This is a genomic window from Flavobacterium chungangensis (assembly GCF_042654045.1).
GTDB classification, from domain to species: domain Bacteria; phylum Bacteroidota; class Bacteroidia; order Flavobacteriales; family Flavobacteriaceae; genus Flavobacterium; species Flavobacterium chungangensis.
On the sequence record NZ_JBHSFY010000011.1, the window covers coordinates 55740 to 78895 of the forward strand.

The 23156-nt window shown below is 34.1% G+C and carries 21 protein-coding genes; 6 read left to right on the forward strand and 15 right to left on the reverse strand.

All coding sequences use genetic code 11. From position 1 onward, the window contains the following. Positions 1-402: 402 nt before the first annotated feature. Together ACFO3N_RS16880 and ACFO3N_RS16885 are read right to left on the reverse strand one after the other, a co-directional pair. A complete protein-coding gene (locus tag ACFO3N_RS16880) occupies positions 403-2739 on the reverse strand; it encodes a hypothetical protein (RefSeq protein ID WP_379799645.1) in 2337 nt (778 codons plus the stop codon). Between the two features lie 399 nt (positions 2740-3138). Continuing rightward, positions 3139-4077 carry a ring-cleaving dioxygenase gene (locus tag ACFO3N_RS16885; RefSeq protein ID WP_379799647.1) on the reverse strand — a complete coding sequence of 313 codons (939 nt, stop codon included), beginning with the start codon at positions 4075-4077 and terminating at the stop codon, positions 3139-3141. 316 nt (positions 4078-4393) lie between these two features. On the opposite strand from ACFO3N_RS16885, the gene ACFO3N_RS16890 reads away from it, so the two are divergent. Next, the gene (locus ACFO3N_RS16890; RefSeq protein WP_379799649.1) at positions 4394-5965 is read left to right on the forward strand and encodes a sigma-54 interaction domain-containing protein; all 1572 of its coding nucleotides are present in this window, start codon (positions 4394-4396) and stop codon (positions 5963-5965) included. Positions 5966-6062: 97 nt separating this feature from the next. Here the strand turns inward: ACFO3N_RS16890 and ACFO3N_RS16895 are convergent, their stop codons facing one another. The 13 genes from ACFO3N_RS16895 to ACFO3N_RS16955 form a co-directional block, all read right to left on the reverse strand. Next, positions 6063-6416: a cupin domain-containing protein gene (locus ACFO3N_RS16895; RefSeq protein WP_379799651.1), complete on the reverse strand. Its 354-nt coding sequence runs from the start codon at positions 6414-6416 to the stop codon at positions 6063-6065. Beyond that, positions 6416-7036, reverse strand: a complete 621-nt coding sequence (locus ACFO3N_RS16900; RefSeq protein WP_379799653.1) for an alpha/beta hydrolase — start codon at positions 7034-7036, stop codon at positions 6416-6418. Before ACFO3N_RS16900 ends, ACFO3N_RS16895 begins: the two co-directional genes overlap by 1 nt. 179 nt (positions 7037-7215) lie before the next feature. Further along, complete coding sequence (locus ACFO3N_RS16905) at positions 7216-7506, reverse strand: GNAT family N-acetyltransferase (protein ID WP_379799655.1); 291 nt, start codon at positions 7504-7506, stop codon at positions 7216-7218. A 310-nt stretch (positions 7507-7816) separates the two neighbouring features. Continuing rightward, entirely contained in the window at positions 7817-9178 is a 1362-nt protein-coding gene (locus ACFO3N_RS16910) for a sigma-54-dependent transcriptional regulator (RefSeq protein WP_379799657.1), read from the reverse strand. A 169-nt stretch (positions 9179-9347) separates the two neighbouring features. Continuing rightward, positions 9348-10016, reverse strand: a complete 669-nt coding sequence (locus ACFO3N_RS16915) for a YoaK family protein (RefSeq protein ID WP_379799659.1) — start codon at positions 10014-10016, stop codon at positions 9348-9350. A 9-nt stretch (positions 10017-10025) separates the two neighbouring features. Then, a complete protein-coding gene (locus ACFO3N_RS16920) occupies positions 10026-10499 on the reverse strand; it encodes a Dps family protein (protein WP_379799661.1) in 474 nt (157 codons plus the stop codon). Positions 10500-10739: 240 nt separating this feature from the next. Next, a complete protein-coding gene (locus ACFO3N_RS16925; RefSeq protein WP_320493690.1) occupies positions 10740-11174 on the reverse strand; it encodes a DoxX family protein in 435 nt (144 codons plus the stop codon). A gap of 11 nt (positions 11175-11185) precedes the next feature. Beyond that, a complete protein-coding gene (locus ACFO3N_RS16930; protein WP_379799663.1) occupies positions 11186-13072 on the reverse strand; it encodes an amidohydrolase in 1887 nt (628 codons plus the stop codon). A 7-nt stretch (positions 13073-13079) separates the two neighbouring features. Next, positions 13080-13814 (reverse strand): M17 family peptidase N-terminal domain-containing protein, encoded by a 735-nt coding sequence (locus ACFO3N_RS16935; protein WP_202002170.1) that lies wholly within the window; start codon positions 13812-13814, stop codon positions 13080-13082. 262 nt (positions 13815-14076) lie between these two features. Then, complete coding sequence (locus ACFO3N_RS16940; protein WP_379799665.1) at positions 14077-15408, reverse strand: alginate export family protein; 1332 nt, start codon at positions 15406-15408, stop codon at positions 14077-14079. A gap of 103 nt (positions 15409-15511) precedes the next feature. Then, a complete protein-coding gene (locus ACFO3N_RS16945) occupies positions 15512-16144 on the reverse strand; it encodes a hydrolase (protein ID WP_379799667.1) in 633 nt (210 codons plus the stop codon). An 81-nt stretch (positions 16145-16225) separates the two neighbouring features. Further along, complete coding sequence (locus tag ACFO3N_RS16950; protein ID WP_095929150.1) at positions 16226-16543, reverse strand: phosphoribosylpyrophosphate synthetase; 318 nt, start codon at positions 16541-16543, stop codon at positions 16226-16228. Between the two features lie 55 nt (positions 16544-16598). Continuing rightward, entirely contained in the window at positions 16599-17414 is an 816-nt protein-coding gene (locus ACFO3N_RS16955) for an alpha/beta fold hydrolase (protein WP_379799669.1), read from the reverse strand. 506 nt (positions 17415-17920) lie between these two features. Between ACFO3N_RS16955 and ACFO3N_RS16960 the strand changes: the two genes are divergently transcribed. The 5 genes from ACFO3N_RS16960 (at position 17921) to ACFO3N_RS16980 (ending at position 23152) form a co-directional block, all read left to right on the forward strand. After that, positions 17921-18325 carry a hypothetical protein gene (locus tag ACFO3N_RS16960; protein WP_379799671.1) on the forward strand — a complete coding sequence of 135 codons (405 nt, stop codon included), beginning with the start codon at positions 17921-17923 and terminating at the stop codon, positions 18323-18325. 292 nt (positions 18326-18617) lie between these two features. Further along, on the forward strand, positions 18618-19541 hold the full coding sequence (locus ACFO3N_RS16965; protein WP_379799673.1) for a hypothetical protein: 924 nt from the start codon (positions 18618-18620) through the stop codon (positions 19539-19541). A gap of 4 nt (positions 19542-19545) precedes the next feature. Then, a complete protein-coding gene (locus ACFO3N_RS16970; RefSeq protein ID WP_379799675.1) occupies positions 19546-21525 on the forward strand; it encodes a TonB-dependent receptor plug domain-containing protein in 1980 nt (659 codons plus the stop codon). Positions 21526-21740: 215 nt separating this feature from the next. Beyond that, the gene (locus ACFO3N_RS16975) at positions 21741-22109 is read left to right on the forward strand and encodes a hypothetical protein (RefSeq protein WP_379799677.1); all 369 of its coding nucleotides are present in this window, start codon (positions 21741-21743) and stop codon (positions 22107-22109) included. Between the two features lie 176 nt (positions 22110-22285). After that, entirely contained in the window at positions 22286-23152 is an 867-nt protein-coding gene (locus ACFO3N_RS16980; protein ID WP_379799679.1) for an MbnP family protein, read from the forward strand. Positions 23153-23156: the final 4 nt, after the last annotated feature.

A 23156-nucleotide genomic window follows, 5' to 3' on the forward strand; every position in this document is an offset into this window, starting at 1 on the left:
GCTCCGAAGAAGAATTATGTTACAAAGTAATCATAAAAAAGCTGTCTAGAATTTAGACAGCTTTATTGTGTTATGTGTTTGGGATAAATCTGTTGTTTTTGATTTTATTTGCGCAATTTTCTACTATTGATATTTTTTAATTGTATGTTGTAAAGCTTTGAGATTTGACTAACGTTTCGGAAGGAACATTGCAGAGAAAGGGAGTATAGAAAATTCTAGTAGCACTCTTCTTCTATTTTTGAATTATTGCAATTTCGGCATGAGTAACCCGCAACAGTGAGACATAATGCAAATTATCAAAAACAAACTCAACACTAAATATGTAATTTTTGTATTTACAGAAAATAGACAAAATTTACGGGTACAGATTGCAAATGCGCGTTGTTGGTGATACGGGATTTGTTAATTTAATTCTAAACTATCAAAGAGTTCTGTTTTTAGGCTACCAGCAATTACTGAATATGGATAATTGTACGAATTTAAATCATATCCAAGTATAAGAATACCTCTAACATTTTTATTTTCTAATGAAGCAACTATTTCATTTATTACTGTATTTCTTGTTGTTTTATCAATATTTAAATAGGGAAAACCAACAATAACATATTTTCTCCTTTCTGGACCACAAAACATTTCCATCCAATTGTGTTTTTTTTCACATTTGCCTTCAATTATCATTTTCATGAGTATTTTTAAGTTTTTTTCATACTTAATTTGATCTTCTTTAGGAAGATTCAATAAAATATATGATGAAACTAACCAATTATTGCCTTTGTTTTCTAATTTTGTTAAGATGTCGTTCCAATATTTTGTTTTTTGTAAATATGGTTTTTTAACTTTTACCCCCCTATGTTTTCCAATAATATACGGATCAATTTCTTTCGATTTTAGCGTCATATTGATATAATTTGAACCATTATATTCTACTTCTCCAATATTAAATCCATTATCTAAATAAAATCCAAACAAGTCCATTTCATCACCTTGAAAATCTAAATGAGCTTCAAATTCGCGCCTCCTTGATAAATAGTGAATTTTTTCAGCTTCAAAAGGAAGTAATTCAAATATAATTTCTAAATCTGTTAAACTGATAGAAGGGGCTAATTCATTTAGTTTGTGTGATATTATTTTTGAGTTAATTAATTTTTTTAGGTTACAACCTATTGAACCCAAATTAGATAGGGTTATTCCAATTGGGACATAATATTTAATTTTGTTGCTATTAATAACATTTATGTTTTTTGATTTAGTTTGAAATTGATGTGTTCTCTTTTCATTTTTTAGATAATTCTCAAACCTAATTGCTTGTTCAGAAGGCTCTACAATTAATTCTTTTAAAGTTTTGAATAATCGATCAGTTGCCCCTCGTTTTGCAGGAGAAGAAACTATACCTGATTTGCATTCTATAATTATTGCAAAGTCTTCAATTAATACAATTAAATCATTTTCAAAATCCTTCTGTAAAATAGGGCATCTCCATAAGCTACCAGATAATACCTGGGCATTTGCAAATGCATCTTTAAAGAGTTTTTCAACTTTATTCTCAAGATATTTACCTTTTTGCAGTGTATATTCCTTATTAAGATCAATATCATTTTGTATGAATTTTTCCAATAAATTAACTCCTAAATGACTGAACATATGTGCAATTATTGAAAAATATGTATTCTCTTCAATTTTAATGAAAGGTTTTGAATGTATTGGATTATCAAGAAAAATATAATCTTTATTAAAATCGGAAAGATCACCAAAGTTGTAGCTTATTTTATCAAGAATGTTTGATATTTCCTTTTCTGGAATTTTTTTCGAAATGTGATTATATATTTCATTGGAATTATGACTAAATATTTCTGTTAGAAAATAATCAGAATGTTCTAAAAGCATTCCTTTTAAATTTGTTACTTTTTTTCCAACCATTTGCCAGATTTTTTCCCTAGATGCTTGATCATTTTTTTCTATTTCATTGAATTTTTCTTCATATTTATTAAATATAGCAGTGTACGATTTCTCTTTAGCAAATGAAAGAGTCTTTCTATAATGAATATTTAACTTTTTTTCAGTTAATGTTGCAAGACTAAATAGTATTTCAAGAAAATTTTTAGGACTGAACCCTTGACTTTTTAAAAATTTGCTTTCTATTAAATTTGAAAGTTCGAATGCAATGTTTTCCATTTGATGAATATATGCCCAATTTCTAACGGCTAAAGTATTAGTCATCATTTCAGTTCTTAACATTATTACCGCTATATCATCTTGGCTTTTTACGTTTTCTAATAGCTTTAAATAAGAATATGATTGATTACGGTTTAGATTTTGAATTGTCGTTTTGAAATCTTCGATCTTATCATGAAGGGGTTTTCCCGTTATCTTTCTCAAAGATTTTAATGAGATACATTGCAAAGTTTCCAAAAAAAAGGGAGGAAATTCAATGTGTCCATTTATAGCTTCTTCGTCTATTCCTTCTTTCTGTTTCATGAAATAATATGAACTGAAAGAGCATAAATAAAGAGCATCATAATTTTCAAAATAGTTAATTAATTTTACGTATTCATTTTCAAATTCAATTGAGGCATTAATACCAATTTCACAAATTGCTTTAGTTTTTTTGTCAAATGGAATATGCTCTAATGAAGGAGTCTCAAATTGGATAAATTTGTGCTTTATTACTTCATAAGGTTTAGGTTTTTTCTTATCAGATGTTTTCTTTTTGGGAATATATCTTCTTCTACTTTTAGGCATATTTTTTAATTAATTTTCATAAAAAAAATAGACAATTTTTGTTTTGAAAAATTTGCGACATCTACAGAACTATTGAGAAAATTCTGAAATGTTGCTCCGCTATTTAATTTAAAAGATTATTATTTTATAATAATGCAATTTTATTGTCCGTATTAATTTTATTTATGGCAAAATAAATTATTCATTTATGGTGGCACTTAAATGTCGGTTTATAAAATTAATTGGATAAGTTGTTACTATATAAAGTAATTTTGCTAGTAAATATAAGTAGGTTTTTTCGTAAATCAAAGGTCTTTTCAATTCCCCTTCCCTCCAAAAAAAAAGCCATCCCAAATTAGGATAGCTTTTTAAAAAAAATAGTTGTGTTATTCGGGGATTAATCCCAGTTAAGCATTTAAATTAATTAATTTTAACCAAATGCTCTTCAATAGCAGCTCTTTGAGATTCGTATTGAGCTGGAAGTTTTAAGTTTTGGCCTAATTCTTCTAAACTTTCGTCTACTGTAAACCCAGGATTATCTGTTGCAATTTCAAACAAAACTCCACCTGGTTCTCTGAAATATAGAGAATGGAAATATTGTCTGTCAATTTGCGGAGTAATCTGCAATCCGTATTCTTCGATTTTTTCTCTGAATTTCATTAAAATTTCATCGTTTGGCACACGGAAAGCTACGTGGTGCACAGTTCCGTTAGCATTTAAACCGCGTTTTTCTTCCGGTAATTCTACCAAGTCAACAATAGCAGCATTTTCTACAGCATCTGTTGCATAACGATAACGGTTTACATCTTGGTCAATCAATTTATAACCAAAAATATCAGTTAAGATAGCCGCAGTTGGTTTAACATTGTTTAAAGTCAACGTAATGTTATGAAAACCTTTTGTAGCCACATCTGCTTTTACTTCGTCAGTTTCCCAAGCTTTTCTGTTATCGTCTGTTTTAGATTCGATTAACTCCAATTTTAATCCGTCTGGATCTAAGAAAGTCAAATATTTTTCACCAAACTTTTCAGCTGGTTTATTGTAAATTACATTATATTTTTCGAAACGTTTTTGCCAAAAATCTAGACTTCCTTTAGGAACAGAATATCCAATTTCAGTTGCCATTCCAGAACCTTTTCTTCCTTGCTGAATTCCTGCTCCCCAAGGGAAAAAGGTTAAGATAGTTCCTGCGCTTCCTACTTCGTCACCAAAGTAAAAGTGGTATGTTCCTGGATCGTCAAAGTTCACTGTTTTTTTAATGAATCTTAATCCTAAAATTTTTGAATAAAAGTCAAAATTGCGTTTAGCGTCACCTGCAATTGCAGTAATATGGTGTAAGCCTAAAATTTTATTTTCCATGGTATTTTTTATATTAAATTGTTATTGATTTTTCTTTTACAAATTTACGGCGGTTATGCTTCTGCATCGATTAACCTAGATTAAGAAATAAAAACGCACTGTTTTTTGAAAACATCAAAAGCAAACCAAATAACATTCCGATTTAATAAAGGCTTTGAAAACAGGGCTTTCGAAGAAGTATCAGATTTTAGTACCTACGATATATCGTAATTTTATGATTTGAAAATGGCATATTTAGAAAATCTATACTTGTTTACTAAATGCTATTCCTTATTTTTACGCTATCACCGCCAAAATACCACAATAAATACCGTTTATGGAAAAGCCTATAGATAAAGCTGCGATCGCAATAAACCGATTGCAGGAAAGAGAAAAGGAACAAATGCTTATTATGTCTATTTGTACAGCACTTTCTCGGGCTTTAAACAAAAAGGAACTCGAATCCGTTATAAACGGAATATTAAAAGAGAACTTCCAATTTGATGATTTTATTTTGGCTTTTTCTGATGAAAGCAAAGGAGATTATTTCATTTTTCATTCAACAGATCAATATGTAGATTCAAAAAGGTATGCTATAAATGATGGCTTTTTTGATGATTGCCTTAATTCGGCTGATGTAGTTTCTTTCGATTTATCAAATTCAAAGTATCCAGATTACATTCAGAACATCTATAAAAAAGGCTTTAAAAATACATTTGGAATTGGGCTTCCTTATATAAAAGGAAATCGATATGTGCTTTTTCTTTTTTTTAAGAATGCTAAAATTTTCAACAGAGAATCGAATCGTGTTTTAAGAGGAATTGTAATGCAGCTTTCTATTACGGTGAGAAACATTATGCTGACTCAACAAAATGAAAATGCGTTTGCTGAGTTGAAAATATTGAAGCAGCATATTTTAGGAAAGAAAGAAAAAAACATTCAGAAAAAGGAAGGTTTTCATGGAATTATAGGAACTAGTGATGCCATGAAAGGCGTTTATGAATTGATTTCTCAAGGAGCATCTTCAAATTCTACGGTTTTAATTTTGGGAGAAACAGGAACAGGAAAAGAACTGGTAGCAAGTGCAATTCATAATTTATCTGAAGTTTCCAATCAAAAAATGATTAAAGTAAATTGCGCTTCAATTCCCGAAAATTTGATCGAAAGCGAATTATTCGGTCATGAGAAAGGTGCTTTTACAGGAGCAACCGAACAAAGAATTGGTAAGTTTGAGCAAGCCGAAAACAGCACCATTTTTCTAGACGAAATAGGAGAGTTGCCATTAGAATTGCAAGGTAAACTGCTTCGTGTTTTGCAAGAAAAAGAAATTGAACGGGTTGGCGGAAACAAAAGCATAAAAGTGAATGCTAGAGTTATTGCCGCAACCAATAAAATACTCGAAAAGGAAGTTTATGGCGAGCGTTTTAGAAGTGATTTATATTTTAGATTAAATGTTTATCCGATCAAACTTCCTGCTTTACGCGATCGTAAAGAAGATATTCCAGTTTTGGGACATTTTTTCTTAAAAAAGCATGCTGCAAAAATGGGAAGAAATGTAAAACGGTTTTCTAAAAAAGTTCTCAACAGTATGATGGCTAATGCTTGGCCTGGAAATGTACGCGAGCTGGAGAATATGGTAGAAAGAAGCATTTTGTTTGCCAAAGATGACAAGATCAAAGAAATGATTTTTCCTGAAATTGTAATGGCTTGCCCAGATACTTTGGTCAATGAATTTTATACCAAAACCCTTCAAGAAGTAGAGAAGGAGCACATTCTAAAAGTGATTAAAAAATGTAACGGACGAATTTCGGGACCGCAAGGCGCAGCTGTTTTACTCGGTTTACCGTCTACAACATTAACTTCTAGAATGAAGAAGCTAGGAATTAAAAAAGAGCATTTTTTGGATTGATTTTTTTGACAGCGTAAAACTTTGTCAAAGTTTTAAACTTTGACAAAGTTCGACAGAACTTGAAACTTGAAACTTTGAACCTGAAACTTGAAACTATTTAAACCAACTTTATAAAAATAGATTTTCGAAGTTTAGGTTCCATATTTTTGGTTTTGTGCCCTTTTCCTGTAATATCTTCTACCAGTAAAATAGAACCCGTATTGAATTTTCTTTTTTCTCCTAATGAAGTTTCAATCTCTACGCCTCCTTCCAGCAAAACAATGTATTGACGATCTGGAGCATTGTGAAAATCGTAATCGTATGAAGGGCTAACTTCTCTAAAAATGATAGATTTAACAGGTTCATCATCTGATAAAAATCCGATGTCGCCATTGTTTTTCAGCGGAACTTCAAAGTCTTCAAAATGACTTTCTCCCTTGGGATCGCTGTAAATGCGAGTTATCGTAATCATTATTTTTTATTGAAAATTAATGCGTTGGCACAATTTATCTCATCTTGACTGATCGTATGTCCCATATTTGGGTAGATTTTTTTAGTAACATCTGCACCCATTTTTTCCATAAGTGCTTCGGTCTCATTGACTCTTTCTACAGGAACATGAAAATCGGGATCGCTTGTTCCGATAAAAACAGGCGTGTTTTCGAAGTTTCCAGAATAATGATTTTCATAAACTTGATCCCCAATTAATCCTCCTGTAAACGCTACGACACCGCCATATTTTGCTGCATTTCTTGTAGTGAATTCTAAAGCAAGACAAGCACCTTGAGAAAATCCTAAGAAATAAATATTCTCTTTTTCGATTCCGTTTTGCTGTATAGCCACCACAACTTTATGTATGGCTTCCAATGAATTTGAAAAAGATGGTTCGTTTTCGTTCAAAGGAGCTAGAAACGAATACGGATACCAAGTTCTATTTTCTGCTTGAGGCGCAACCAATGCAAAGTCATCTACCTTAAGGTGTTTGGCAATCGAAAGAATATCATGAGCGCTAGCACCGCGTCCGTGAATTAGAATCAGGGCTTTTTTAGCTTCATTTAAAGGAATACCATCTGTTAAAATATCTGTATTCATAGTTTTTTTGTTTTAAATTATTAGAACAGCGAATTAATGTTTCACGCAGATTTAAAGAGATTTTAGCAGATTTTGATTTTAAAGATGATTATAAAAAATCTGCATAAATCTTTTTCAGCTAAAAATCTGCATTATCTGCCAAATCTGCGAGAGAAAATTCCAGACCATTTTATCAAGAATTATTTCTTCCAGATATCTTCGTATTCGTCTGGATGTCTTTTAAATTGCGCGTGAACGTAAGGACAAAGCGGTAAAACTTTCAGGTTATTGGCACGTACGTAAGAGACCATTTCTTCTAAAAGTTTTTTAGCATAACCTCTTCCTTCTGCTTCTGGCTCAACTCCTGTGTGGTAAACGGTCAGCAAATCTGGTTTAATGCTTACAGTCATTTCTCCAAGTTTTTTATCGTCTACATAAAGGTTGAAAGCACCATGTTTTTTCTCGTCTAATTCTAGTTTTATTGTTTCCATATATTCTGTTTTTTATAGCTTGTGAAATTTAACCGCAAAGGCGCAAGGGTTACGCAAAGGTCGCGAAGTTTTTTATTTTTTGATTGTGTAAAAAAATTTACGCAGAGTTCGCTAAGATTTTTTTTTAAGAACTTAAGCTAGATCTAAATATTGAGTTCGCAAAGGTTTGTGCGGATAAAACTTTGTCTACATAAAGCCTTTGCGAACTTTAAATTTTTCAATTAATCTTTAATTAAAACTTAGCGACCTTTGCGTAAACCTTAGCGAACTTTGCGGTTAAATCTGCAGTTAAATCTGCGGTTAAATAATTTTAATTATATCCTTGTTTTATACCTAATTTTTTCATTTTTGAATACAAAGTCTGCGGTTGCAGTTTTAAAAGTTCGGCAGCGCCGCCGACACCCGAAACTTTGCCATTGCACATTTGAAGTGCATTCATAATATGTTCTTTTTCCATTTCTTCCATCGACTTTATTTTATCTGTACCGATTTCTAAAGACACGATAGGGGCAATGGAAGATAAATCAAATTTTTCGATTTCGTTTGTTTTGGCGAGAAGTACATTTCTTTCAATCAAATGTTCTAATTCGCGTATGTTTCCTGGCCAGTTGTAATTTTTTAATTGTTCTAAAGCTTTTGCGCTTATACTGTTTACGTTTCTTCTCGAAATTGCGGCATATTTTTTCAGAAAATAAGTAGCAAGCATTTCAATATCTTCTTTTCGTTCTCTTAAAGAAGGCAATTGTATCGGAAACACATTTAGTCTGTAATATAAGTCCAATCTAAAGCGGCCTTCTGCAACTTCTTTTTCAAGAATTTTATTGGTGGCCGCTACAATGCGAACATTAATTTTAATTGTTTTATTGCCTCCAAGACGCTGAATTTCTTTTTCTTGCAGAACTCGTAATAATTTAACTTGAGAGTCAAGAGGTAATTCTCCAATTTCATCCAGAAAAATAGTTCCGTTATTGGCTTGCTCAAATTTACCGATTCTTAAGGCATTAGCTCCTGTAAAAGCGCCTTTTTCGTGTCCAAAAAGCTCAGATTCTATTAAAGATTGCGGTAAAGCGGCGCAGTTTACTACTACAATCGGGTGTGAATTATGTGCCGAAAGTTCGTGTATTACGTTTGCTGCTCTTTCTTTTCCGGTACCGCTTTCGCCTAAAATTAAAACAGAAGTTTCAGTTGGAGCGACAATTTTTATTTTCTCAATGGCTTCTTTTAGGAGAGGACTCTGACCAATAATTCCTTGAATTTCTTGAGTTTCTGGATTCGCATGCGTTACTGCCAAATCTTCTTTTTCTTGATTAAATCGATATCTGGCTATATCAAGCATTACAACAAGATCTTTTTCTCTAAATGGCTTTACCATAAAACCGTACGGATGTGTAGCTTTTACAGCTTCAAGTGTACTTTGATTGGTATTTGCTGAAATATATAAAAAGGGCAGATTTTTTTGGCGAAGCTCCCAAGCTAGATCAATTCCAGTCAATTGGCCTTTTAAAATGATATCAAGCAGTATCCAGTCAGGGCTTTTTTCTTCGATTAATTTTCGAGCCTGAGCTACAGACGCAGCAATACCAACAACTTGATAACCCGCTTTATGCAGCATGATTTTTAAATCATTTGCAACTATAAATTCATCTTCAACAATTAGTAGTTTCTCCTTCATTACATTGTTTGTATAATTTCAGAATTTTCAGGAATAGCCAAGAATTTGGAGTTTTTTAGAAATTTCTTTTGGACCGATTTTAGAATTCCCTTTTGAAAAAAGGGAACTAAAATCATTTTTTAAAGATACTATATTATCAGAAATCTGCAATCTGAAAATGTGGGTTTGACTAGCTTTTTCGGTGGTATAAATAGCAAATAATCATGGCTGCTCCGGGTAGAATTAGAGTTCCTAATCCGAAAAACTTTCCTGCAACTGCTCCTAGAAAACATCCGACAAGAAATCCGATTAAGGTTATAAACTGTTTTTTAAAACTTAAAAGAACTTCGGCATCTTTAAACCCATTTTTTAATAAACTTCCTAGATCAAGAGAAGCTTGAGTCACATTTCCTGTCATCATAGTGGTTGGTCCATAGGTTTCTTTCGCATAAAGTTTTCCAAAAGCATTCTGAAGTCCCATTGCAAAAACTGTTGTCATAGCAACTGTATACATGGTCCATTGTTCGAAGTTTTGCAAATAGCCAAAAACATAAGATGCAATACCGCTTAAAATCAATATTATGCCTTCCCAAAATAAAATAGTGTAGCGATTGGTTGCCTTTAGCGCAATTCTTCCTCCTGTAATTACCGCAATAATGAAAACGGGAAAAGTAAGCAGTTTTACCCAGGCATGAAGGTCTGAACCTTTTACAATCTGATAGGCAAAAACGATAAAGTTACCTGTTACGTGCGCCGAAAATATCGAATCGGCTGCGACAAAAGTTACGGTATCGCAATACCCTGCTATTATGGTAAGAAGCAGGGTTACATACCAAATATTTTTTTGTTGAATTTCCATAATTTGTTTTTAGTTTAAATGTGCACGAAGCATCCATGCCATTTTTTCATGATTTTCTACAAGACCGGTGATAAAATCGCTAGTTCCAGCATCTTGCCATTCATTGGCAATAGGGTTAATGTTTTCTCGAAGATAAATAATAATGCTTTCGTGATCTAAAAGCAATTCTTTAATAAAACCATTACTATCGTTTTTCTCTTTTAATTCTTCTGTTAAATGTGTCAGCGCTAGAAAATCTTTTAAAGTCGCTGGAGTATAGTGGCCTAAAGCTCTAATTCTTTCTGCAACCGTGTCTACAATTTCGTCGATTGCGTCGTATTGTTGCTCAAAGAAAAGGTGTTTGTTATAGAAATCTGGGCCTTCAACGTTCCAGTGTGCTCTTTTTGTTTTGGTATAAAGGACGAATTCGTCTGCAAGAATTTTAGTTAATACATCAACAATTTTTGAGATGTTTTCTTGTTTAATTCCGATGTTTGTTTTCATTTTTAAATTAGGTTTAGTAAATAATATTTATGTTTAGGGTAATTAAATTAAACACATAGAAACATAGATTTTTCTTGTTTTTGAAAAGAATAAAGAAAGAAACTAGTTTCTAACACATAGTTCTTTGCGAGAACTTTGTCAAAGTTTTAAACTTTGACAAAGTTGAAAAAGCTATGTGTATTCATGCAAGTGAAACGTCTTTTACTCGCTTCAAAAAACTATGTTTCTATGTGTTAAAAATTAATTGTTTAGTAACGATAATAAATAATAATCAAGTGAATACGTTCCTGCGCCTAGGGCAAGAAGTAATAGTAAGGATAATGTGTACATGTATGGAACATCGCGCACTTCTAATGAATCGTTTCTATGAACCACAAAATATCCAATTGCAGTTACACCAATTGTTGGGAGAACGGCAAGACGTGTTCCGAGTCCGAGTATAATGAAAAACGGAATTACAGTATCTGAAAATGTTGCAACTAAACCGTTTAATTTTTCGGGCAAATGCAAGGGATTAGGTACCTGTTCTTTCTGACCGTTTTCGACTCTGAATTTTTTCATTCCGTGTACTCTGAAAAGCTCAATCGCCAGCAGTACTCTAAATGCTAAAAGCGCTGCGTTGTTGAATGAATTTCCTAAATCGGAATTCAATATTTGTTTTATAATTTCGATCATATTTTTAAAATTTAGAAGGCAAAGCAAGAACAGCCCAAAGCGCCCCAGAATGCATTATAATTGTTTACTGGAACATTGCTCATTCTAGCAGCATCATGATTGTGCAAATGAACATCGCAACTTCCGCTACAGCTGTGAATCTGCGAAGTCAATTTTGGTTTTGCATCTGCTTTTGCGTTTTTTTCAATTGCACTCTGGAAACTGCTTCTCGCCGGATATCCGTTGTAAATATTGGTTGGCGACCAATCTGGCAAAATCGGAATGTGAGGCGGCGAGAACGAAGAAAAATCTCCATTAGCATACACAATTTTTCCATCGACAATAGTTAAATCGGCTTCGATTTTTTTGATGTCTTCATCGTCAATGGTAAAATAATCTCGATCTAAAACCACTAAATCGGCAAACATTCCCACTTTAATATCTCCTTTTTTAGTTTGTTCTTGCGAAAACCAAGCGCTTCCTCTGGTGTACAATTCTAAAGCAGTTTGTCTGTTCAATCTGGTTTCATTGTATAATTGCAATCCGCCAATAGTTTTTCCAACGGTCATCCAATACATAGAAACCCACGGATTGTAACTGCTCACACGTGTAGCGTCTGAACCTGCACCAACAGGAACTTCCATTTCAATCATCTTTTTGATTGGCGGCGTGTTTTCGGCAGCTTTTGCTCCGTAACGATCGGTGAAATATTCCCCCTGATACGCCATTCTACTTTGAACAGCAATACCACCTCCCAGAGCTTTTACACGTTCGATGTTTCTTTCGTCAATCGTTTCTGCGTGATCAAAAATCCACGGAAGTCCGTTGAAAGGAACATCTTGATTGATCTTTTCAAAAACATTCAAAAACCTTGTAATACTTTCGTTGTAAGTCGCATGAAGTCTAAATGGCCAGCGATTTTCTACCAAAAGGCGAACTACTTTTTCCAATTCTGCTTCCATGTTTTCAGGAAGATCTGGTCTTGGCTGAAGGAAATCCTCAAAATCGGCAGCAGAAAAAACCAACATTTCACCAGCTCCGTTATGACGGTACATATCGTTTCCTTGATATAATTTTACGGTGTCAATCCAATCGGAGAAATCCTCAAATTCGTGTTTTGGTTTTTGAGTGAAAAGATTGTAGGCAATTCTTACGGTCAATCGTTTCTTTTCGTTCAATTCATTAACCACTTTATAATCATCTGGAAAGTTCTGAAACCCGCCTCCAGCATCAATAACACTTGTGATTCCGAAACGGTTCAATTCTTTCATAAAATGACGCGTCGAATTAATCTGATGCTCGTAAGAAAGCGTTGGACCTTTTGCCAAAGTCGAATACAAAATCATTGCATTTGGAGTCGCAATAATAAGTCCTGTCGGTTCTCCGTTGGAGTCACGTTCGATATGTCCTCCTGGAGGTGCAGGTGTATTTTTGTTGTAACCCACAGCTCTTAGCGCTGCTCTGTTCATAATGGCTCTGTCGTACAAATGCAGAATAAAAACAGGAGTATCGGGTGCAATAGCATTGATTTCTTCTAAGGTAGGCATTCTGCGTTCTGCAAACTGAAATTCTGACCAACCGCCAACTACACGAACCCATTGCGGATTTGGAGTGCGATCTACTTGTTCTTTCAGCATTCGAAGCGCATCTGCCAAAGAAGGAACGCCATCCCAACGTAGTTCAAGATTATAATTTAATCCGCCTCGAATAAGGTGAATATGCGAATCGTTAATTCCAGGAACGACTCTTTTATTCTGAAGATCAATTATTTTGGTTTCTTCAGATGCAAAATCCATTATATCGCTGTCATTTCCTACTGCAATAAATTTTCCGTCTTTAATGGCAACAGCTGTAACGTTTGGAGTTTCAGCGTTGAAACTATGAATTTTCCCGTTGAATAAAATTAAATCTGCTTTCATAGTCTAATTATTTAGCGTTCAATTTGGTAATTGCTTCTTTTATTCCTTCTCCGGCAACGGTATAAAAAGCTGGGCCAGCAAGCAAGATAACTTTGGTTAGAGGCTTATAATCTGTTAGCTTTTTTTCTTTTAAATAAGATTGAGTTCTATAAGCTTCGAAAGAACCTAAAACCACATTTTCGGCTACTAGAGCAGTTGGAGAATCGATTCCTGCATCTTTAATATCACTTGCAAAAGAATAGTTTGAAACCCCTAAACGCAAAGCTTCACGCATGGCAGTGCTTCCAACACTAATCATTAAATCGGGAGTAAATTTATTACGGTCTCCCAATCCGATTAATAGTAATTGTTTGGATGCTAAAGTTCCTTTTGGAGGTGTAATCAATAAAGTTTCAAGAGAATGACCAGTAAATCTGCCACTTTTGCGTAATTCGGTAATAATGCCTTTTAAAGCGTCGTCTAAATGCACCATTCCGTTTAAGTTGGCAGGAAGGGCAGGAGGGTTAAATATATCACCTTCTGTATATTCAAAAACGCAGGCAACTTGCAAGTCAGCTTCTGCTGCAGATGGTCCTTGAACCAATCCGTTTACTGCAATTCCGTCTACTTTCCCCCAAGTTACCGTAGAACCAATTGAAGCTGTTTGTGCAAAAGCATTGTTGCTAAGAGAGCCTGCAAATGCTATAATTAGCAGCATTAGATGGGAAAATCTAAAACTGTATTTTGAAGTGTTTGTTTTCATTGTTAAGGGTTTAGTTAAGTTTTTTTAAACACATAGAGACATAGATTTTCTTTACTTTGAAAAAGAGTAGAGAAAGAAACTAGTTTCTAGTACATAGCTCCTTTAACGCTTTGTGAGAACTTTGTCAAAGTTTAAAACTTTGACAAAGTTTGTAATTCAAATAGCGCCAGTACATCTTCTATGTGTAGTATTGCAAGTGAAACGCCTTTTCACGCCTCAAAAACTATGTTTCTATGTGTTAAAAATTAATTTATGTATTTGATTAAAATTTGAATCCAAGTCGGGCGTTAAAGAAAACTCCGTCTTTTGAGTTCGGAATCATGTCATCGATAAAAGCGCCGGTTTTGAAATACTGAATACCGCTGACAACCGAAATATATTTGTTTACGCTATAGGTAAAATTGGCGAGATAGGCAGTTCCAATATATCTTTCGTCAGAATCGCTTCCGCGAAGATTTAGAATTCCGCTTGGCCTATAAACTCCGTCTTGTGTTGAAAATCTCCAGTTTAAAACCACATCGACCTGCATCTTTAGCTGTGGCAATAAATCCATCGTTGCATACGGATGAATATCGATAAGGTTTACTGGTCCAACTTGCGGACTAAAACCAAAATATCCTCCTTTTGGATACAGCGGATTAAATGTTTGAAGATTTCCGTTGCCTTGATTTTTATCTCCTGAGATATAATCGTTTCTAAGATTTATGGTGGGTTTAAATTTTACATTTTCAAACATATACCCAATATCTACAGAACCAGTCCAGGCATTGATATTTCCAGAACCAAAAGTTCCGAATTGATAGGCTGCTTCGAGGTTGTAAATAAAACCGCCACCATATTTCCATAATCTTGAACCGATTGTATGTCTTCTTTCAGGAGCAATTCCTTCTTCAAAAACAGATTCATCTCTTCTGAATCCGAGATAATACAGATCAAGATTTCCTGCTTTTGGAAAAATTATTTTAGAATAGGCTCCCCAAAGGTTAAGCTGTTTAGACATTTTATTATCGAAAACACCTGTGTGAACTGTATCAGCCATCATGGCAAAGGCATCTATCGATACTCTTGACGAAGTGTACATCAATTTTCCTCCTGTAAAATAAAGTCTCGCATTTGGACCTTCTCTAACAGAAATTAGTCTTCCAGAACCATAGTCCAACTCTTGTCTTCCGGCACGAATGGTTATTTTTTTGTCTTTTTGCTGCCAAACATTCACATCTACAAAAAGATTCTGAACATTCAGCTGATCTTCGTCAATACCGCGAGCGCCATTTTCACGGCCATCTTCTAGGGCGCTTCTTAATTGGGCAAATATTCTAACGCGTTTTCCCAAATGCACATCGGCATGAAGATCGTAACGCTGCAGTAAGAAATTGTTGTGTCCAATATTGAATCGTCCCCAGTCTTCATTGTTGAAATCAACATATTCATATCTGGCTTCGCCACCAATAGACATGTAAACCTCTTTATCTTGATTTAAGGGAATGAACTTTAATCGTTCGTAAAAGTTTCTGTTTGAATCTTTTAAGAATTCATAATTTTCATCGTAACGGAGCAGCTTAAAACTTTGAGCCGATGCCGTGTTTCCTATCAAAAGAAAAGAAACAATACAGAGGAAAAGGATTTTTGATAATATGAATTTTGATGATTCCAACATAATGAAGCGTAAGAGATTTATAATAAATGAATTAGTCCGATTAGTGTTTCAACATGTTATGTGCGTAGTGAATACCAATTCCGTAAGAACCGCCATATTTTTTCATTAAAGAAGTAACAGGACCGTAAGTTGCTTCGCGTGCCCAGTCTCTTTGAAGTTCTAATAAATATTGGATAGAAGTTACCGGAATTGCTCCAGCTTGAACCATTCTTTGTACAGCACGTTCGTGAGCTTCGGCAGTAACATCACCACACGCGTCTGTAATAATGTAAACTTCGTAACCATCTTCGATTGCAGACAATGCAGGCCCTACAATGCAAACGCCTGTCCAAAGTCCAGCAAGCACAATTTTCTTTTTGTTTTTTGCTACGATAGCTTTATAAGCATTTTCGTCTTCCCAAGTATTCATACTAGTTCTGTCAATGTACCCAGAAGTAGCAATTGGATAAAACTCTTCTAATTCTGGAAAAACAGGTCCAGAAAAGCTTTCTTCTGCAACTGTAGTTACAACTGTAGCTACGTTAAAAATTTTCGATGCTCCAGCAACAATTGCCACATTGGTGCGTAATTCGCTTACTGGAATATTGTGCGTTGCAAAGGCCATTTGTCCTTCAAAATCGATTAATACTAATGCGTGATTATCTGGTGATAATAAGTTAACTGATGGTTTCATACTATTTATTTTTAAGATTTTTAATTGGTTAGGCTAATGAAATAGAGTAATCATTAGCGATATTTCGTGTTTTTTTAAAGATTAGTGCGTAGACAATTTCTTAATCATTTCAGAAGAAATGGAGTCGGCATAAATTCCAAAAGCGCTGGTTAAAACACCTTTGATATTGTAGATTTCAGATTTAATCCCGTAGACAATATCTTCATCTCCTGGATCGGTATCTCCTTCAAAACGGAATAAATATTCGATTTTGAATTCTTCTGGCGACATGCTCTGCGTATTGTTATTGTAGCGAATACAGTTAGAATCTAGATTAAAGTTTTCTGTAAAACCTTGTGTACTCAACCATTGCAAAGCTTCTGTAACCGTATCAAAAGAGGGTTGTTGGAAAAAACTCATAATTTGAGAAGATTATACTACCTGCAAAGGAACCTTTACAGGTAGTGATTATGGATTATTTGATGAAATCTAGAATATCGTTGTTGATAGTTTCTGCCTCTGTTGTAGGCATACCATGAGGAAATCCAGGATAAGAAATTAATTTTCCGTTTTTCAACAATTTTGCAGCTCTTGGTGCTTGACCATAAGGAACAATTTGGTCGTCTTCTCCGTGCAATACTAAAACTGGAATATCTAAACTTTTTAAATCTTCTGTAAAATCAGATTCAGAGAATGCTTTAATCCCTTCGTAATGAGACAATACAGAACCCATCATTCCTTGACGCCACCAATTTGCTTTGATGCCTTCTTGAACAGTTTGCCCTTCGCGGTTCCATCCGTAGAAAGGAATAGGGAAGTCGTAGAAATATTGTGCTCTGTTAAATCCAGTTCCTTTTCTGATTTCATCAAAAACTGACAATGGAACTCCTTCTGGATTAGATTCGTTTTGAATCATTATTGGCGTAACTGCACTTATGATCACCGCTTTTGCAACACGTCCTTTTCCGTATTTTGCTGCGTAACGAATTACTTCACCACCACCTGTTGAGTGTCCAACATGAATAGCGTCTTTTAAGTCTAAAGCTTCAGTTAATTCAGCGATATCAGATGCGTAAGTTTCCATGTTGTTTCCTTCAGAAGCCTGACCAGAACGACCATGTCCGCGTCTGTCGTGTGCAATAACTCTGTAGCCTTTTTGAAGGAAAAACATCATTTGTGCATCCCAATCATCACTTGATAAAGGCCAGCCGTGGTGAAAAACAATTGGTTGTCCTGTTCCCCAGTCTTTGTAATAAATTTGTGTTCCGTCTTTTACTGTAAATGTGCTCATGATTTTTTGATTTTAGGATTAATTTTATTTTGAAATATTTGAATACTTAATAATTATGTTTAATTTTTTAACAAATGATTTGATAGATGTTTAATGTTGTGATGTTTCTGATGCAAACTTATTACGGAAAAGCATCTGCATCGATTAACCTAGATTAAGAAGTGAAAAATGATGTTAAAAATTTTAGTTTATCGAAATCTTTCCTAGACAAGTTTGCTTTTTCTTTTCTACAAAAAGATAGATCTTGACCTGAAAATGACTGTAGTTTTGGTTTCATAATGTTTAGCATTTTTAAGTGATTTAGCAGAATGCCTAACTATTGCCAATTAACGTGCCTTATTCGCAGTGCCTTTATTTTAAGGGGATTGTTTAAAAATGGGCGTTTTTTTATTTACGATATTTCGTTATTTTATGAATATTCCGTTTTTTGTAAATAAAAATGGATCTGTCTTTTATTAAATAAAAAATCAGAATTAGTTAAAATAAATACAAAATAGTATGTACTTTTGCCAGCAAACTATTTGAACAAGCACTTGAAAAGGTTAATTATCATAGCACTTTCTATTTTACTTATGTCGCCATCTTTTGGCAGCTTGTTTATTTATGCTTCTTTTAAAATCAATCAGAAAGAAATTGCTAAAACGATTTGCGTTCAGCGTAAACAAGCTTTTAACAGTTGTAATGGTCGATGTGAACTTCAAAAAAGCATTAAAAAATATTCTGATAATGAACGAAAAATGCAAGACAGCCTAAAAGATAAATTAGAGCTTGTGTATGTTCAAAATACTGCTGAAATCACTTTTGGCGCAATTCCGGTTATGGAATCAAAAAATAACACTTCAATTTTGTTTGAGAAGAAACCAATCGGAGCTTCTAATCTTACTTTTCATCCTCCTCTCTACACAGTTTAGAGATCAACATTTAGTTTTAAATTCCAATATTTTTAAATTCCAAATTCCAATTCTGAAATTGAATGGTTTGGTTCACTTGCTGGGATTAAAAATTTTAAGTTTAGGCTAGGATTATATAATTTATTATTCTAAAACTGATTTTGATCTTCTTTGTAATTGAAAAGGAAAACTCTTCCATTTTTATTTACGTCGCCATTTTTTTGGCTCACTCACAGCATTTTGGCTCTTTTTTTGGTATTCAAAAATTTATGGCAGGGTGCTATATTTTAAACGTTTTTTATAACATCATCAAATGAAATCTTTTAATTTTTGGATAATCGCACTATTGTTTGCGGTTACTTCCTGTACAATTGATAAAACAGATTACGAAGCTGAAATAGGTTCTGAAGTTCCTGAAAATCTAGAATTTAAAGAAGCAACATCTCTTACAAGCGGTAACTATAAGATTAGTATAGAAGCTTTAAACGGAACTTTTTACAAAGGATACAATGAGCTTCATTTTAAAATTATCAATACTCAAAACAACCAAGAATTAACGACAGCTGCGGTAACTTTTTTACCCGTAATAAGTAACGCCGACGGAAGCAAAAGTTCTTGTCCGCACGAGTATAATGTGTTATATGATTCTGCCAATAAATACTACAACGGTTATGCTGTTTTTACGGGAGAAAGCACTACAACAGCAAGCTGGAAATTGTACATCAGTTTTACCGCTGATAATCAAAAATATGAGATCAATAAAGATGTTACGGTTCAAAAACAAAGCAATAAAAACCTCAATATGACTGCTTTTGCAGGAAATGACGGCGAGCAATATGTAATTGCCTTGATTTCTCCTCAAAAGCCTACAGTTTCAGAAAACGCTTTGGTTGCTGGTGTTTACAAATACAACAAACCAACAACTCCAGCAGGAACTTTTCCAGATCCGTCACAGTTTTCTTATTCTAAAGTGGTGGGATACACTTTAAAATTAGACCCTAGAATGCCAGAACCTTCTATGGGAAATCATTCTTCGCCAAATAATAAGGATTTGACACAAGAAAATGATGGTTTGTATCACGGTGTTGTTAATTATACGATGACAGGAAACTGGACCTTAAACTTAATTATGATGAACCAAAACGGTTTAATCGTAAAAGGAACTATAGTTCCAACCGATCATACGCCAGGAGTAGAAGGCGTGAAAAGTGAACTTTATATTGATACTTTATTTTAAAAACATGAAATATATTATAATGCTGCTTTTCTTGGGTTTTTCAGTTACAGCTCAAAATCAGCATGCACATCACGATAGCATAAAAAACTTAGAAGAAGTAACGGTAAAAAACGCGACAAAAAAGAAAATAGAAACCGAGATGAAAATGGCTGTTTCTGTTGATGAATTTTTGTCTTCATCAGATAATATTAGCTTTATAAAACGCGGAGCTTACGCTTGGGAACCTTTATTAAACAACATGAGTACAGAACGTTCTACGGTTACCATTGACGGAATGCATGTTTTTGGCGCGTGTACCGACAAAATGGACCCAATTACGTCTTATGTCGAAAGTAATAATCTGGCGGCAGTAGATATTAAATCGGGTCAGGAGGGAAGCTTGCATGGAGCAACTGTTGCGGGAAGTATCGATTTAAAAAGAAAAACCACGCCATTTGGACTTCAGAAGAAATGGAATGGAGCGTATCAAACAGGATTTGAATTTAATAACAAGCAGTTTTTCAATTTAGGAAATATTGCTTATTCAGGGACAAAATTTGTGGCCGACGGAAGCATTTCGTATCGTACGGCTGATAATTATTACGACGGAAACAACAACGAAGTAAAGCATTCTCAATACAATAAATTCAATACTTCGTTAGGTTTGGCTTATAAAACCAGCGATTTATCATCGGTTAGATTAGACGCGATTTTTGATGTGGCAAAAGATGTGGGTTATCCTGCTTTACCAATGGATTTGTGGCTTTCGCGAGCGCTAATTACTTCGGCTTCTTATAAACAATTGTTCGAAGAAGGTTTGGTTAGAGTGGTGGACACTAAAGTATATTTTAATGCCATTGAGCATTATATGGACGATACAACACGACCAGAAAACTTGGTTCACATGGATATGCCGGGTTGGAGTACAACATATGGATTGGTTTCTAAAGCGAATTTGAAAAAGAATGATTACTCTTCTGAAATTCAGCTGAATGCTTACGATAATTTGTCTATTGCAGAAATGCGTATGTATCCGCAAGATCGAAGCGAAAGAACGATGTTTGCTTACAGCTGGCCTTGGGTTACGACTCGTTATGCAGGACTTTCTATGAATAATTCTTGGGACATTTCTGAAAAAAGTCAAGTGCATTTGGGAGGTTCTTTGGGAGTGAATTACAATTATTCTAAATATGTAGAATTCAATTGGATTTTTCATCCAGGAGCGCCTCAAGAAAAAACCAGATTTCTGCCAAGTCTAAATGCGGCATATAACTTAAATATTGATCAGTTTAATTTTTCTGTCGGAACGGGTTATGGTCATAGAGCGCCTTCTGTTTCTGAGGGTTATGGTTATTATATCTATAATAGTTTTGACCGTTATGATTACATTGGAGATCCGAATCTAAAAAATGAAATTTCGTATGAAGGAAATGCTAGCGCAGGTTTTAAAACCGAAAGATTAAGCATTCAAGGAAAAGTCAACTATTTCTATATTCAGAACTATATTATTGGTAAAATCCTGAGCATGGGAAGTCCGATGAATTATCAATCGGTTGGAGTAAAAGGGTATACATCGTTAGATTACGCAACGCTTTTAAATATGTCTGCCAATGTGAGTTACGATATTTTAGAACATTTGCATTGGAAAGGAACACTTACCTATGCACGCGGAATGGATAATAAAGGAGGAAATCTGCCTTTTATACGTCCGTTAAGCTATTTGACTTCCATTCATTATATGTATAAAAATTTTGGAATCCAGACTTCTGTAAATGGTGATTTTGAACAGATTAATTACAGTCCAGAATATGGAGAAGATCAGACAGCGTCTTATGCTATTTGGAATATTTCTGCCGATTATTCTTTTAAAATAAATAAGGTGCAAAGCAAGATACAAATTGGTGCAGAGAACGTATTAAATGCGTATTACAGTACTTATGCTGACTGGGGAAATATCCCGAGAATGGGACGTAATATTTTCACGTCTTTAAAATTGAATTTCTAATCTGTTTAGTAAAATTAAATTGAAACACATAGAAACATAGTTTTTTTAATGTTGAAAAGAAAAAAGAAAAAAGAAAAAAGAAAAAAGAAAATAGAGAATAGAAAATAGAGAATAGAAAATAGAGAATAGAAAGAAACTAGTTTCTAACACATAGTTCTACGACAACGTTTGTCATGATGACAAAAAAGTGCATAAAAAGGAAATTATAATTAAAAATGAAAAAAGTTTTTAGTATCACAATGACGATTCTGTTCCTGCTGGTTTCTTTCCAGCAGGCGCTTATCGTGGTGCACTTTAAACTGAATCAAGTTGCTATAGAAAAAGAATTTTGTGTCAACAAAGCCAAGCCAGAACTGCAATGTCATGGTAAATGCCATTTGAAGAAAGAACTTCAAGAATCGGAAAAAAATACCGATTTGGAATTGAGAAGCATTAGCAAAAAGATCGATATTGCTTTAAACACAACTATTGAGTTTCAGGTTCCACTATTAAAAACTATAACCCCCAAGAAAGTGTCGATTTACAAAGAATTGGATCGACTAGAACCTTGCCTTGAAATTTTTGTACCGCCGCCTATTTTATAATCTTCCTTTCGATTAATAAAATAGCCATTGCGTTAAATTGAATTTTAACATATAGTTTGCTATGTGAATTTAAATTAGTGAAACGCCTTTTTTAAGTTTAGAAAACTATGTTTCTATGTGTTAGAATAATTTAGCTCAATGGTTTAAAATCAGTACAAAAATTAAAATCATAAAAAATGCAAAATTTTAAAAAATACCTTTTATTATCAGTGGCCGCTTTGGCATTTGTTTCATGTTCAAACGATGACGATGCTCCAGCAGCAAACAATGTAACGTTGGAATTCAACAATACGTTCAAAGATAAAACCATTGTTTTGGGAGATGCAACTTCAGCATCTGCGTCTACAAATACTTCAGCGGTAGGACAAGTGCATCATTTTTCTGAAGTAAAATATGTGATTAGTAATATTCGTCTAATAAAAGATGACGGAAGCGAAGTGCCTTACAACGTAAATGATTTAGACAAAGGTGCAACAGTAATCGATCAGGCAAAAACGGCTTCATTAAGCTATGTTTTGAGCAATGTGCCTTCTGCGTCATACAAGCAGATAAAATTTGGTTTAGGTATTAAAACAGAACAAAATACGCTAGACCAAACAAGATTTCCTAAGTTTTACGCAGCAGCTGGTGCCAACGACACGGCAATGATGTGGGAGTGGGGAACAGGATATCGTTTTACAAAAGTTGAAGGATTTTATGATACAGACAATAAAGCCCTATCTATTCATACAGGAAGTACTGTTGCGGGTACTGAAGGGGCTTACACACAAGGTGTAAATGCATACAGAGATATTACGCTAAACCTTACTACAAATGCAACTGTGGGTAAAAATGCTCCGAAAATCAAAATTAAAGCTGATTTCGACAAATTGTTGAGCGGAAAAATCAATACAATTACGTTGTCTACAGGAACAGGAATGGGTGATAATGCAACTCCAAATGTTCATACTGCAGCGCAAATGGTAAAATTTGTAGATAATCTAGGAGGAAACGGAACAAACGATATTACAGGAATGTTTTCTATTACTAGTGTAGAAAACTAAATTG

Excerpts from the sequence above, each read along its gene's own strand:
- ACFO3N_RS16900 (WP_379799653.1), bottom strand. The coding sequence starts at position 7,036 with ATGAATACAGATATTTTAACAGATGGTATTCCTTTAAATGAAGCTAAA.
- ACFO3N_RS16910 (WP_379799657.1), bottom strand. The coding sequence starts at position 9,178 with ATGAAGGAGAAACTACTAATTGTTGAAGATGAATTTATAGTTGCAAAT.
- ACFO3N_RS16915 (WP_379799659.1), bottom strand. The coding sequence starts at position 10,016 with ATGGAAATTCAACAAAAAAATATTTGGTATGTAACCCTGCTTCTTACC.
- ACFO3N_RS16950 (WP_095929150.1), bottom strand. The coding sequence starts at position 16,543 with ATGAGTTTTTTCCAACAACCCTCTTTTGATACGGTTACAGAAGCTTTG.
- ACFO3N_RS16965 (WP_379799673.1), top strand. The coding sequence starts at position 18,618 with ATGAAATCTTTTAATTTTTGGATAATCGCACTATTGTTTGCGGTTACT.
- ACFO3N_RS16970 (WP_379799675.1), top strand. The coding sequence starts at position 19,546 with ATGAAATATATTATAATGCTGCTTTTCTTGGGTTTTTCAGTTACAGCT.
- ACFO3N_RS16980 (WP_379799679.1), top strand. The coding sequence starts at position 22,286 with ATGCAAAATTTTAAAAAATACCTTTTATTATCAGTGGCCGCTTTGGCA.
- ACFO3N_RS16890 (WP_379799649.1), top strand. The coding sequence starts at position 4,394 with ATGGAAAAGCCTATAGATAAAGCTGCGATCGCAATAAACCGATTGCAG.
- ACFO3N_RS16955 (WP_379799669.1), bottom strand. The coding sequence starts at position 17,414 with ATGAGCACATTTACAGTAAAAGACGGAACACAAATTTATTACAAAGAC.
- ACFO3N_RS16945 (WP_379799667.1), bottom strand. The coding sequence starts at position 16,144 with ATGAAACCATCAGTTAACTTATTATCACCAGATAATCACGCATTAGTA.
- ACFO3N_RS16885 (WP_379799647.1), bottom strand. The coding sequence starts at position 4,077 with ATGGAAAATAAAATTTTAGGCTTACACCATATTACTGCAATTGCAGGT.
- ACFO3N_RS16925 (WP_320493690.1), bottom strand. The coding sequence starts at position 11,174 with ATGATCGAAATTATAAAACAAATATTGAATTCCGATTTAGGAAATTCA.
- ACFO3N_RS16880 (WP_379799645.1), bottom strand. The coding sequence starts at position 2,739 with ATGCCTAAAAGTAGAAGAAGATATATTCCCAAAAAGAAAACATCTGAT.
- ACFO3N_RS16905 (WP_379799655.1), bottom strand. The coding sequence starts at position 7,506 with ATGGAAACAATAAAACTAGAATTAGACGAGAAAAAACATGGTGCTTTC.
- ACFO3N_RS16935 (WP_202002170.1), bottom strand. The coding sequence starts at position 13,814 with ATGAAAACAAACACTTCAAAATACAGTTTTAGATTTTCCCATCTAATG.
- ACFO3N_RS16920 (WP_379799661.1), bottom strand. The coding sequence starts at position 10,499 with ATGAAAACAAACATCGGAATTAAACAAGAAAACATCTCAAAAATTGTT.
- ACFO3N_RS16895 (WP_379799651.1), bottom strand. The coding sequence starts at position 6,416 with ATGATTACGATAACTCGCATTTACAGCGATCCCAAGGGAGAAAGTCAT.
- ACFO3N_RS16975 (WP_379799677.1), top strand. The coding sequence starts at position 21,741 with ATGAAAAAAGTTTTTAGTATCACAATGACGATTCTGTTCCTGCTGGTT.
- ACFO3N_RS16930 (WP_379799663.1), bottom strand. The coding sequence starts at position 13,072 with ATGAAAGCAGATTTAATTTTATTCAACGGGAAAATTCATAGTTTCAAC.